Source organism: Microcoleus sp. N9_B4, assembly GCF_036701635.1.
Taxonomy (GTDB): domain Bacteria; phylum Cyanobacteriota; class Cyanobacteriia; order Cyanobacteriales; family Microcoleaceae; genus Microcoleus.
This window is the reverse complement of record NZ_JAUBRC010000067.1, coordinates 1-12,763: the sequence shown is the minus strand read 5'-3', so window position 1 is coordinate 12,763 and position 12,763 is coordinate 1. Positions and strand designations below refer to the sequence as shown.

The following is a 12,763-nucleotide window of genomic DNA, read 5'->3' as shown; positions in this document are numbered from 1 at the left end:
ATTGGCAAACAAGTACAGTAATTCAGACATTTTGGACAAACGTCAGTAACAGGCACTCCGGCCTGTTCCACAAGAAATAAATACTCTTGTGGGGCGAGCACGCGAGCCCGCACCTAAACTGTTTTTAGTATTTGAGAATGGTGTCGATAAAACTCAGAAACCTGTTTATATCACCCAGGCTTTCAGGTTTTATCTTATAGCGCAATCATAAAAATTGGTTTGCCTTTTTGGGCTAGTTTTGTATGTGAGTTTATGGCTGGATGTCGATGAGTCGCGCTCTCTTTCGTTACCAAGCTTGGTGCTTAAGTAACTACTATTGTTGGAATAAAGTTTCTACAGCTAAGTAAAGAAGTTGTCACCCCCACCGGGTAGTTGATTTTTACTTTTGCTCTGTTTTACAATAAATCCTTTTTCAGGGATTTTTGGATCCTCCTGTTAACTCGCCCGATCGGGGGAGGGGAGAAGTTGAACTTATTTAAAAGTTCCCTATTTCAACTATAACCTGAGCTGTTTTTTTTGGCAAGTTGGAAATCGAGGGATTCTTGCTAGTATTAACGAGACGGGCATTTGATTGCAGGAGCGCTCCGGCTTTTAACCAGCCGTAACTGTAATTTTTATAACGTTTTCCCCTGAGTTGAGGATTTAATTTTATCCAAACGTTAAACTAACGTTAAACTGTTTTTTACAGATTAATATGAGGTAAATATGCTCGACAACCTCGATTTAGATATTTCGCTGGATAAAGAAACCTATGATGCCAAGATAGAAATTTTAATGCAACAGTTGCGATCGCTCCAACTGGCCTGCTGGGAAAAAAAATTGCCCGTAATCATCGTCCTCGAAGGTTGGGCCGCCGCCGGTAAAGGCGCTTTAGTCAAAAAAATGGTGGGGTACATGGACCCGCGGGGGTTTGCCGTCCACCCGATTTGGCCGCCGTCAGATGCAGAAAGGGGCTATCCTTTCCTATGGCGGTTTTGGCAGAAACTCCCCGCCCGCGGCAAAATTGGCTTTTTCTACCACAGTTGGTACACTCATGTTTTAGAAGACCGATTGTTCGATCGAGTCTCCGACGCAGAAGTACCGACAGCCATCAGGCAAATCAACGCTTTCGAGCGGCAGATGGTTGATGACGGCGCCGCAATTGCCAAATTTTGGATTCACTTGAGCAAAAAAGAACTCAAGCATCGGCTCAAAAAACTAGAAGACGACGCATTACAAGCTTGGCGAGTGCGGCCAGAAGATTGGAAACAAGCAAAGAAATACGAAGAATACACAACTTTTGCCGAAGAAATGGTAGCCCAAACCGGCACGGGCCCCGCACCTTGGACGCTAGTAGAAGGCGATTGTCAACGCTGGGCGAGAGTCAAAGTTTTAACGCAAATGGCAGCGACAATTACAGAAGCCTTAGACAGACGAACGATGCAATCAGCACCGATACAATTGCCGCATCAAGAACACTTACAACCTACTGAACCCGACTTGCTGGCCCAAGTAGATTTAACTCAATCGCTGTCGCCCGACGAATACAAACAGCAACTTCGCGAAGAACAAACCCGTTTTGGCAAACTGCAACAAAGCATTTACGAAGAGGAAATCCCCGTGTTAGTGCTGTTTGAAGGTTGGGACGCTGCCGGTAAAGGAGGAGCAATCAAACGCTTGACGGACATATTAGACCCCCGCAGTTACATCGTTAATGCCTTTGGGGTACCCACAGACGAAGAAAAAGCGCATCACTACCTCTGGCGGTTCTGGCAGCGGCTGCCGACTGCTGGTAAAATCAGCATTTGCGATCGCAGTTGGTATGGTCGAGTGCTCGTCGAGCGAGTCGAAGGATTTGCCACCGAACCCGAATGGCGCCGAGCTTATCAGGAAATCAACGAATTTGAGGAGCAACTCACCAGTTTCGGTTGTGTCTTAGTTAAATTCTGGCTGCACATCAGTCCTGACGAGCAACTAAAGCGGTTTACAGAGCGGCAAAACAATTCATTTAAACAATACAAACTCACCGAGGAAGATTGGCGGAATCGGGAAAAGTGGAATTATTATGAAGTAGCGGTGAATCAAATGATTCAGCGCACCAGCACGCCGGCTGCTCCCTGGACGCTAATTGCGGCCAATAACAAGTATTATGCTCGTGTTAAAGTAATTCAAACGGTAACGCAGGCAATTCGGAATCAACTGAAGCGCCGATAAATTGGGATTGCTGAATCGGTAACAGGTAATGGGGAAAAAAGTAGGCAGAACAAAGCAGGCTTGAATTGTCAATTCCACCTGCGGCGTCCTCGCTCCATTACCAATTACCAATCAACTATTACCAGTTATCAATTACCAATTAACAGTCAGCAATCTGTGACTGGAAGTAGCGGGCTTGCACCCTGCAACCAATAGTTGATAGCTGACCGGAATCGAGCATCAGAATAAATGCGATCGGACTGCGTTATTCGCGAAAGTTAAAAACCCACCGATGCCCGTATTTCCTCCCGCAGTTAAATTCGCGCTCGTTTCCACACTTCCGTACTAATTTATGAAGACACAGAATATTGCAAGATGCCAGAACTGTTAGCTCGCATTCTATTTCTATTCCTCCTGTTCTCACTGATCAAATCGTGGTGGGATCAATCAGGAGGTAAAGACAATCCGTTATTAGACCGACTGCGCGTTTTGCTGCTGATCAGCCTTTTGTTCCTGGCTTTTTTTGCGCCAGACACACCAGTCGGAGCAGCGATTTTCGGGCTCATAGCCTTCTTCTTTAAGCCGTTGGGTTTTTCCATCACTCTGCTGGTGATTGCGTCGGCGCTGATCACGAACGGGGGCATCCGCAACCCGGCGCCGAGAATGATCCTGGCAGCGCTGCTAGTTTTGATCCTTTCGAGTATGCCAGTTGTCGCTTACTGGTTCGCCGACCAAGCAGAACGGGACGCCGCTGCTGCCGTCCGCACAGCTTGCTGCGATGAAACTGCCGCGGCGATAGTTCTCCTAGGCAAGGGAACCACTCAGCCTCACATCCCCAACCGAGTGGCGATTCAACTGACAGATACAGGTAATCGCCTGCCCTATGCTGCCGTTTTGTACCGCCAAAAAGTGGCACCGATGGTCATCGTTACCGCTGGCCCCAGACCAGAGTTGGAGGGTTATGTTGGGGAAGCGAAGGATATCGAGACTTTGCTGGCAAACAACATGGGCGTGCCGCGCAGCAGTATCGTTCTCGACGATAACGGCAGCAACATACGCACCAGCGCCCAAGAAGTGAGAAAGATACTCGACAGCCGTGGCGCCCCGCGCAAAGTAATCCTGGTAACATCTGCGATTCAGATGCGCCGTGCCAGCCTCGCTTTTGCGAATATGGGAATCCAGGTGATTCCTAGGGCTACCGACTTCTACACTTTTCAACCCACATCAGGAGGAAAATCCAGACTCCGCTTAGACGCGGGAGATTTTCTGCCCAGTGCAGAAGCTTTGGTAACTACGACGCGAGTATTCGATGAATATTTCGGGTCTTTTTATTACTATTTGCGCGGCTGGCAGGCTCCCAGGGCCTAAATTGGCAAGTTGCTGGTGTTTTTCTTAGGCAACAGCGACTGCTCCCCAGATTGGTTTAACATCTGATGAGAAGAAGACCTTTGTGGGGAGCTGTATTTTTTTCTCATTCCGGCGGGGTCGCCGACAATCAAGTTTGCCATGAAAGCAAACAATACCCAAAATATAACTGGCTCCCACTCGGATTTTTTGGTCGTTGCTTCAGGGGTTTTGACAGATTCGACATTGACTTTGATATCTAGTTTGCCTTCAATTTCTTTGCCTTTGAGAACTCCCTCCTTGCACACACCCTTAAAAATCATGGGAGCGGGCTTTGGTGCTTCTGCTTTCGGTTCTTCTGCCATTTTTTTATCCTGGTTTTGGTAGATCCGGTTGGATAGTACATTCTCAGAGGTTCGGGGGGTTTCCGGACAGGATTTGCCGAACTCTGAAAGAATTAAGTTAAATATGCACCCCGCCCCTTGCTGGGGCTTAAACATAAGAATCTGAAGGCATTTCCAGCTAGTGCTGGTTTGTTTTAGATAGCAGCCTGGCCTTGAAGCTGCTACTTATATATCGGGGTGAAGGGGAGATTTTTATGCAAACTACAGGTTTTTTATGAAAAATTTATTTGCTCCCGGCGGGCAGAAACGTCAATAGCCTGAAGTTCGAGCTTGGTTGAGATCCCCGAAGAAACCCAGTTTCTTCCCGCAGCGGGCCCAAGTGATGCAATTCGGTTAATAAACGGGGTTTCTGGCTCCATATCGCGCCAGGAATACCAATCTAAAATTTAAAATGATCGAAATAATCGAGAGTGAAAATATCCACCAGCCAACTATCTTCCTTGCAACCCGAACAACTAGCAGCTTGGGCAAAAGAAGCAATTAATCGCAGTAAGTCCGGTCAAATTCCTGCTTACATACCTCTCCTTGCACAAGCAGACAGACAAGGGTTTGCCGTGCAAATTCGGGCAATTGACGCGCAAATTATGAGCTGGGGTAGCATTGCTCAAACATTCCCGCTGATGAGTGTAGTCAAGCCCTTTGTGCTGCTTTATTTGCTGTGCGAATTGGGCGAAAAAAGGGTATTTGACTGCGTTGGCTGCGAGCCTTCGGAACTGCCTTTCAATTCCTTAACTCAACTCGAAATAGACCAAGGGAAGCCGAGAAACCCGATGATTAATAGCGGGGCGATCGCCCTAGCGTCTTTGATTCCCGGTCAAAATGCTGTGGCGCGCTGTCAAAACTTGCGAACTTGGCTGAATCAACAGGCAAACAGTCAGTTATTTGTTGACGAGTTAATGCTCGATTCAGTCAAGACAAATCCGAATCAAAATAATTGGAATCTCGCCTTAAAAATGGTAGAATCGGGGTGTATTCAAAACTCGGAAATTGCTTTAGAAACTTACAATCGCGTCTGCTGTTTGTCTGGAACAGTGGAGGATTTAGCTAAGCTGGGGATGGTTTTGGTAAATAGTGGCGAAGCAATGGGGGAAAACTGCCGTACAGTCAAAGCACTGATGGCAACTTGCGGTTTGTATGAAGCATCGGCCCGCTTTGCGCTGCGGGTGGGACTGCCGGCCAAGTCGGGAGTTAGCGGGGCTTTGGTGTCGGTAATTCCGGGCCAGGGTGCGATCGGCTTTTACAGTCCGCCCCTGGATAAAGATGGAAATTCTATCGGTGGCTTATTTCTGTTAGAAAAAATAGCTAAAAATCTGCGACTGAGCGTATTTGATTAGATTGGTCAGTAGTCAGTAGTCATTAGGAATGGGAATGGGGAATTGGGAATGTCTAATGGGGAATTGGGAAAAAGGTAATTGGGCTTAATTAATCGGACATAATATCGTAACTAATGACTAATGACTAATGACTAATGACTAATGACTAATGACTAATGACTAATGACTAATGACTAATGACCGATAACTAATGACCGATAACTAATGCTTTTCGCCCAAAATAGCATAAACCACAGTCTGTTCTTTTTTGCCGCGCAATTGAATCGATCCTACTTTTTGGCCTTCGTAGCGATCGCGCACGTAAGCAAAAGTCCTCGCCGTCACCAACAAATTAAAAGGACTGTCAGAAACAATTTCCTTATTCATCGCCTCCAATCTAGCAGCAACATTGACAGCATCGCCGATCACAGAATAATTCAAACGCCGGGAACCGCCCACGCTGCCAGCAACTAACTGTCCGGTATGCAAACCGATGCCAAACTTAATTAAAGGTTTGCGTTCACTTCTAAGCTGCTGATTAAGTTGGTGCAGCCGTTCGTGCATCGCAATACAAGCCGCAACTGCATTCACAGCATCTTGTTGAATTTCTCGATATTCGGTATGGCAAAAAGGCACCCCAAAAACTGCCATAATTGCATCCCCGATGTATTTATCTACAACGCCCCCGTGATCCATAATACAGTTAGTCATCGCTTCCAAATAATTGTTCAGCCAGGTGAGCAAATCCCGCGGCGGCATTTTTTCTGAAATTGAAGTAAAACTACGAATATCCATAAACAGCACCGTTGCTGTCAGTTCTTGAGGTTCGAGTTCTCCCTGTTCAAATATCTCAGCTTTGCGTTCCCAAATAAGCTGAGCTGTCTCTGGAGCGACGTGCTTTTCAAATAACCTCATCAACTGCTGCTTTTCGTACTGTTCCCGCAGTTGCAAAGCAGTGCCAGATAAAATGAGAGTGCCGATAGGTGCGGCAATCGGAACCCACCAGAAAAAGAAGCCAAATAACAAAGCAGCAGCCCCAATCCAAATTATAGGCAAACCGAGAGCGATCGCAATTCTCTCTTTAACACCTCGGTTGCTCAGAACCAAAGCGGTAAGCGGGCCAATCCCCAACAATAACAAAATGTCTAGCAGTATCGGCAGCCCCCGTAGCAAGCGTTGATTGAGCAAATTGTCAAGCAACGCTGCATATAAATAAACCCCAGCCGTAGTCTTGTTTAGAGGTGAAGATATCGGGTCGAAACCCGTAGCAACTATGCCCACTAAAACTAACTTATTGGTGAGAGCATCTGCAGGAATTCTACCTTCTACGACATCAACAAAAGCATAGGTAGGTAGATTTTCTGTTGTCCCCGGCCAGTTAACCCAGACTTTTTTTTCCTGCCTATTTTTTGAGAGTGGGAGCAATACTGGCTCTTGGGGATTAGCAGCATTGTACCTGTGAATCATTGCTAAGCCGAAATTAGGAATCCCGTTGAGAAAGATTTTTGACTTGCGGGTAATACCGTCACTATCGGCTTCCTGGCTGATGTGGCCGACACCTGCGGCGGCTGCTTTTAAAGATGCTACGGGTTCTTCTTTGATGGTTCTAGGGAGTACAACTTTGCCGTTGGCGGCAATTGCCGCAGCTAAAATATCATCTTTCGGACTTGGATCGAGGAAAAGAATGTCAAAACCAACGGCTGTGGGGGGGGATTTTTTCAGTGCTTCTAGCAGTTGGGCGTAGCGGTTGCGAGGCCAAGGAAATTTACCGTATTCCTGCAAGGAATGCCGTTCGATCGCAATTACCGCAATTCTCGAATCCCATCCGGGATTTGGTAATATACCCGATTCTCGAATTTGAAATAGCATTTTGTATCCCAAATATTCAAGGGGTTTCCACATTCCCAATTGCAGCATGGCGACAGACATTATACCTACTACTGCCCCTGTCATCCAGGGAGGATTTGTGGTTATATATTGCCGGAAGCCGATCAGTTGATTTTGTTTGAGATGATCGATCCATTTTTTGAACTTCATGCAATTAATTAGACGCAATAATTGACATTAGAGTCCGAACTTGGAGAGGAGTTATATCAATCCTCAATGAGTCGTAAATTTTTTACCCCACCCCAACCCTCCCCTTATCAAGGGGAGGGAGTAAGAAATTCACAAATGATGCGAGGATTGCTATCTATCAATTCCGGTTGCACTCATGTTGAGTGTTAACTGTTGACTCTTGACTCTTGACTCGGTATCTAAAAAGTGAATGGTTGAGTGTTAACTGTTGACTCGATTTTATTATTCCGATGCAACCGGAACGCATATTAGAGTCATGAAGTTTTACAATACCGTAAGGGCGAAAGGTTAACGCCAAGTTTCTTTATTTTGACTAATTTGTTGGGCATCTAAATTATTTTTGTAGGCGGGTGGGACACCTCACAATAATTGAATTAAACTTGACTTTAAGATTTAGACGCGGCTGGGCTTACGAAGTTTCACCGCGAAATGCTTCGCCCCTACACGAAATAATCAACTCAAATAAAACTTACGATCTAACTCAGATCCTCAGAGATTGGCCACGCAATTTGCTCTGAGAGAGGTTGTTTAGGGAACTGCGAGGCTGTAATGCCGTTCTGTGACTGACGGCCCTCGCACTACGATTTTGAGGCGGCGGCTTGGAGGTAAAATTCCTTGGATTTTGAAGTTGCCATTTCGATCGCTCTTAATCTCTTCGTTGTTGACATAAATTATGTCGATCGGGTTAATTTGACCACTGAGGCTATAGATATTGCCGCTGAGTCTCAACAACCTGCGGACTTTGAGTTTAGCTAGGCGAGGGCTGGCTGAGGGCGCCACGGATGAGGTTTGAGGGAAAATTGTCGTGGCGTTGCCGCCGTTGACAACTACTTCTGAGTCGGTGTTACCGGATACTGCGACTGCACCTTCAATAGTTTCGACTGCGGTTTTGCCGCCGCCGACGCTGACGCCAAAGGAGGTGCCCCGGACTCCGGCAACGCCTTCTGGGGTTTCAACTCTGACTGGGGCGGTTTTGGCAGAACGGGTTTTTTGGGCAATTTGACTGGATTTGCCGAGTCCGCTGAAGGTATTGAGGGCGACTATTTGGTTTGGGGGGATAATTGTTGAGGTGTTGGCTGCGGGAATTGTCGCAGCAGTTTTGCCGATCGACAACCTGACTCGCCCCCTGCTGACAAAAATGGCTGTGTCTTTTTCGCCGCCTGCACTGTTTGACAAAGTGGATATTCTGACTGCCGTTTTTTCGGCAACTTCCACGATGCCGGTGTTGTTGTCGATGCCTAAACGGGCTGTGGAATCGGGGCCGGTGATGATTTCGTCTCCGGGGGCAAGTAGCCGATCGCCCACAACCGCTGGCCGCCCTTTAAAGCTGACTGTACCGCGAATTTCTTCTATTTCGAGCGATCGCGCGCCCGCTGTTCCCTGGGCGTTTATCGTCTCTGCTGGGGATGAATTTGCCGCCAATATTGCCGGATTTGTTGGAGATTTTGAGGCGGTTGGCAGTGCTGGCGGTCGATCGACTGAGATAATTTTAGTAGCGTTCGACGGCTGTTTGGGGGATGGAGAGTGCGGACTGGCGATCGTCGCACGACCAAGCTGCAGACAGGCGAACACAGCTAACGACCAACTTAGGAGCGGAATTTGGGTCGAGCGCCCACAGGTAAAAATTTTATGCATTATTTCAATTTTGTCATATTGAAGTTTCTAGACTTCCTTTCCTGTATCAGACACCCTAAATCCGGCAATCGTTCTATTTTTTATGCCGTAACACAGCAGCAAAAATAAACTTTATCAGCCTGAAAGTTTAGCATTAAAACTTCTTTTTTTGGTCAGATTTTAGTAAACTGTTACAACATGACCGTTTCCTAAAATCTGACCTTCGGGAAATTTGGCAAACCAGACTCAAAGTCCTTTACAGCATGAAATTTCGCCGTTGTCAACGTCAGAGAGGGCAGATTTATATATAGCAAACATAAAATTAATTACTGCTTTTGAATGTCTTTTGGCTTCTGCCTGAAGGATGACTAATTGGGGAGAAATCCTGTAGTTGTGGCAATTAATAAAAAACTTCTTTTTGCGAATCACTAAAAAATAATTATCTAAGTGGTGAACAGCCTCTGCCAGTGGAGCTTGCCGCTGTGGAACATTATGAAGCAAACCCAAGCGAATCAGGGTAGACGATCGACAAACTCCGACTAGAATACCGTCTTTTAGGGAAAGTTGGTGGAAATTTCGATGGAAAATCATAGGAAAATCCTAGGGAGCGATCGCCTGGTGGTGTTGCTGTTCCGAAGTAGACGCCAAACTGTAAAATAAACGGTTGTATATAAGTTATATAGAGCAGGAGAACAATTTCAGTGGCAATAGAAGTAGGTCAGAGAGTGAAGGTGCGCCGTCTCAGAGATCGGATACCTGCAAATATAGTGGGCAAGATAAAGGAGAATCCAGTAGGCACTGTTGACGGATTCAGAATGGTTGACGGTAGCGGAGTAGGTGTGGTTGTCAAGTTTGACGGTTTTGCGACTTGGTTCTTTGAAGATGAGCTAGAACCCGTTTAACAGATGTAGAAGGAAGGGGGGCACGACACGGATTCGGACACGGATACACGGATTGAATTTAACTGTGTTTCCTTTCGTCTCCTACTCTCCCCCTCTCCCACTCTCCCACTCGCCGACTCTCCTCTTCCTTCACTCTCCCCCTCCCCCACTCTGGCTGAAGGTTGCGCTTAAATGTTAAAGAGTAAGCTTTGGCAGTGAGAACAGAAAATGGCTTTGATTTTGACATTTTTGGGCAAAGGCGGCACTGGCCGCAGTACGATCGCGATCGCAACAGCTAAAAAATACGCGGCTCAAGGCAAGCGAGTTCTGCTGCTCGGCCAAGATCCGGGCCCTGCATTGGGCATCCTGCTAGGGGCTCCCCTGACTCTCAACCCCCAGGAAATCGCCCCCAACCTCAAAGCAGTTCAGGTGCAAAGCGCGCCGCTGCTAGAACGCAGGTGGGACGAAGTTAAACAACTAGAAGCTCAATATGTCCGCACTCCGTTTTTCAAGCAGATTTACGGTCAAGAATTAGGGGTGTTACCGGGAATGGACAGCGCACTGGCGTTGAACGAACTTCGGGAATACGAGGACAGCAAACAATACGATGTAATTGTTTATGACGGCAATGGCGGCATGGACACGCTGCGGATGCTGGGAATGCCGGAAATTTTGAGTTGGTATATCCGCAGGTTCCGCCAAGCTTTGGTAGATTCGGATTTGGGTAAAGCGCTTTCACCTTTTATTCAACCGGTTGTCAGTACGGTGTTGACGGTGGATTTGTCGGGAGACAATGCTTTTCAATCTACTAAGCAAGTCGATAATCTTTTGGATAAGGGTAAGGAAGCGCTGGCAGATCCGAACCGCACGGCGGCTTTTTTGGTGACGACTGGGGATGCAAGTGCGATCGCAACTGCCCGCTATCTTTGGGGAAGTTCTCAACAAGTTGGTTTGACTGTGGGCGGTGTCATTGTTAATCAAGCATCGGTTACAGAAGCTATTACTGCCGAGTTTGATCCTTTGACTGCTGTTTCGGTTCCGGCGCACAGTGACAATAACTGGCAGCCGCTAATTGATGCTTTGCCAGATTTTTCTGAGGCGGCAAAAGCTCCTAAACCGATTAACATAAACATTGCACAGCGTCAAGTTAGTTTGTTTTTGCCTGGGTTTGACAAGAAAGAAATTAAATTGATTCAATCCGGGCCGGAAGTGACGATCGAAGCGGGCGATCAGCGGCGCAATATTTTGCTGCCTCCGGCGCTGACTGGGAAGTCTGTTACAGGTGCGAAGTTCCTGAATGGTTACTTGATTATTTCTTTTTAGGGTAAGGAAGAAGGCACGACGCGGATTTTGACACGGATACACGGATGAATTATCGAGTTGTCTAATATCATGTCTCGTTGATTCGCGATCGTATAATTTGTGCGATCGTAAGGGCGGGTTTTACCAACCATAATCGCCTGAAAAAAACACTCTCAAAAACCCGCCCAACCCCACAAACAATCGAAATGTACATTCAGATTTACCGTGGGTGGGGGCGGGTTTTTATAGATTGTAGGTCATCTTTATATATTATTCGTAAAACCCGCCCCTACCGCAACGTACATTCAACCCCAAAATCTGCTAGAATCTCCAGCAACATCTCACCCACCCGGCCAATGATCCGACAAATTTGGCAAAGAATCCTCAACCTGTGGCGGCAAATTCAGCGACATTTCCGCAAACAACCTGCACCCCCACCGCCAAAGCCAACTCCGATTCGCTCTTTTGGGGAATACGAACAGAAATTTTTGCAACTGTTAGAGGGTGTTGAACAAGGCTGGAGTCGGGGCGAAATTAAAGGCTTTTTAATCGGCTGCAAAATCAATGATGCTGAGTGGGAAAATTGGCTGCAAGAATTTGGAGAAAGGTTACTGGTATCCCCGGAAACTAATTTAGAATTGGGTGGGCGGATGGTGCGGCTGGGTGAGATGAATTGCGGGAAAATTAGTGATGTGGCTGGCAATATCGGCAGGCAATTGTTGGCGGGGGAGAGTTTGAGTCGGAATCCTGCGGAGGTGCGATCGGTTATAAGTGAAAATATTGTTACTCGATTGTTGGGAAGGGAGGGTGTGAGTGTTTCTTCTAGAGATAATTCATCGGATGCTAATCAATCTGATTTAACCTCGGAGTCAGAATCAATAGAAAGAGAAATCAGTCAAGAGGCTATAGAAGTATATAGCCTTTCTCAGAAATATGAGGTATCATGTTACTGACACTCACTCGTGAGGATCAAACAGAGAAAATCAGATCAAATCAACTAGAATTACATGGTTCAGTAAAGCCACACGAAAGCGATACCACACATGATAGCATTTATTTGACAGCACGAAAAAGTTGACTCATAACACGTTTACTTATACTCCTCTTCATACCTTGGTAAAATGAAAGCTTATTCGATTGATTTTAGGCAAAAGATCCTTGATACTTATCATACTGAACCGATTTCACAAAAAGCAATAGCTAAGCGTTTTTCGCTCTGCCCTCAGCTTTGTACAAAAATTGCTTAAACAATATCGTGAAACAAAAAACATTACTCCCCGAACTGACCGATGTGGAGTGAAGGGCAAACTGAATGCAGAGCAACTACTCATATTGGGGGAATTGATTGAAGTAAACAATGATGCAACTCTTGAAGAACTGCGTCCCAAACTTTATGGGGAAATTGGATTTTCTGTTAGTATATCGACAATAGCAAGAATGATAAAACTCTTAGATATTACTGTCAAAAAAAAACTCTCTTCCCTTCAGGCAAAGGCACCGACCGAGTTCAACTTCTGCGATGTGAGTTCTGGCAAAAAATTAAAGAGATTAGTTTGAAAGACTTAATATTCATTGACGAATCGGGAGTTAATTTGGCAATGGTTAGGTTATATGCTAGAGCTTTGAAAGGTCAAAGAGCCCAGGGGCCAAGACCAAC

12 protein-coding genes are annotated in these 12,763 nt (G+C 46.3%); 7 read left to right on the top strand and 5 right to left on the bottom strand.

What is annotated here, in order from left to right; translation table 11 throughout:
- The first annotated feature begins 705 nt into the window (after positions 1–705).
- Both pap and QUA43_RS28050 read left to right on the top strand, forming a co-directional pair.
- Positions 706–2,193 (top strand): polyphosphate:AMP phosphotransferase, encoded by a 1,488-nt coding sequence (gene pap / locus QUA43_RS28055; protein WP_333378686.1) that lies wholly within the window; start codon positions 706–708, stop codon positions 2,191–2,193.
- A 354-nt stretch (positions 2,194–2,547) separates the two neighbouring features.
- A complete protein-coding gene (locus QUA43_RS28050) occupies positions 2,548–3,540 on the top strand; it encodes a YdcF family protein (RefSeq protein ID WP_333209327.1) in 993 nt (330 codons plus the stop codon).
- On the opposite strand, the gene QUA43_RS28045 is transcribed toward QUA43_RS28050, so the two are convergent.
- Positions 3,537–3,881: a hypothetical protein gene (locus tag QUA43_RS28045; RefSeq protein WP_333378683.1), complete on the bottom strand. Its 345-nt coding sequence runs from the start codon at positions 3,879–3,881 to the stop codon at positions 3,537–3,539. The genes QUA43_RS28050 and QUA43_RS28045 overlap by 4 nt on opposite strands.
- Positions 3,882–4,330: 449 nt before the next feature.
- On the opposite strand from QUA43_RS28045, the gene glsA reads away from it, so the two are divergent.
- Positions 4,331–5,254 carry a glutaminase A gene (gene glsA / locus QUA43_RS28040; RefSeq protein WP_333378680.1) on the top strand — a complete coding sequence of 308 codons (924 nt, stop codon included), beginning with the start codon at positions 4,331–4,333 and terminating at the stop codon, positions 5,252–5,254.
- Positions 5,255–5,455: 201 nt separating this feature from the next.
- Here the strand turns inward: glsA and QUA43_RS28035 are convergent, their stop codons facing one another.
- From QUA43_RS28035 to QUA43_RS28025, 3 genes are all read right to left on the bottom strand, one after another.
- Positions 5,456–7,270, bottom strand: a complete 1,815-nt coding sequence (locus QUA43_RS28035) for an adenylate/guanylate cyclase domain-containing protein (RefSeq protein ID WP_333378677.1) — start codon at positions 7,268–7,270, stop codon at positions 5,456–5,458.
- A 567-nt stretch (positions 7,271–7,837) separates the two neighbouring features.
- Complete coding sequence (locus tag QUA43_RS28030) at positions 7,838–8,881, bottom strand: FecR family protein (RefSeq protein WP_333378675.1); 1,044 nt, start codon at positions 8,879–8,881, stop codon at positions 7,838–7,840.
- Positions 8,882–9,169: 288 nt separating this feature from the next.
- Positions 9,170–9,514 carry a hypothetical protein gene (locus QUA43_RS28025; RefSeq protein ID WP_333378672.1) on the bottom strand — a complete coding sequence of 115 codons (345 nt, stop codon included), beginning with the start codon at positions 9,512–9,514 and terminating at the stop codon, positions 9,170–9,172.
- 110 nt (positions 9,515–9,624) lie between these two features.
- Here QUA43_RS28025 and petP point away from each other — a divergent pair, with 110 nt between their 5' ends.
- On the top strand, positions 9,625–9,825 hold the full coding sequence (gene petP / locus QUA43_RS28020) for a cytochrome b6f subunit PetP (RefSeq protein WP_172186826.1): 201 nt from the start codon (positions 9,625–9,627) through the stop codon (positions 9,823–9,825).
- Between the two features lie 207 nt (positions 9,826–10,032).
- The gene (locus tag QUA43_RS28015) at positions 10,033–11,127 is read left to right on the top strand and encodes a Get3/ArsA fold putative tail anchor-mediating ATPase NosAFP (RefSeq protein ID WP_333378669.1); all 1,095 of its coding nucleotides are present in this window, start codon (positions 10,033–10,035) and stop codon (positions 11,125–11,127) included.
- Here the strand turns inward: QUA43_RS28015 and QUA43_RS28010 are convergent.
- Complete coding sequence (locus tag QUA43_RS28010) at positions 11,124–11,258, bottom strand: hypothetical protein (RefSeq protein WP_333378667.1); 135 nt, start codon at positions 11,256–11,258, stop codon at positions 11,124–11,126. The genes QUA43_RS28015 and QUA43_RS28010 overlap by 4 nt on opposite strands.
- Positions 11,259–11,462: 204 nt before the next feature.
- On the opposite strand from QUA43_RS28010, the gene QUA43_RS28005 reads away from it, so the two are divergent.
- Positions 11,463–12,059 carry a hypothetical protein gene (locus QUA43_RS28005; protein ID WP_333378663.1) on the top strand — a complete coding sequence of 199 codons (597 nt, stop codon included), beginning with the start codon at positions 11,463–11,465 and terminating at the stop codon, positions 12,057–12,059.
- 343 nt (positions 12,060–12,402) lie between these two features.
- Positions 12,403–12,663 carry a hypothetical protein gene (locus QUA43_RS28000; RefSeq protein ID WP_333378659.1) on the top strand — a complete coding sequence of 87 codons (261 nt, stop codon included), beginning with the start codon at positions 12,403–12,405 and terminating at the stop codon, positions 12,661–12,663.
- Positions 12,664–12,763: the final 100 nt, after the last annotated feature.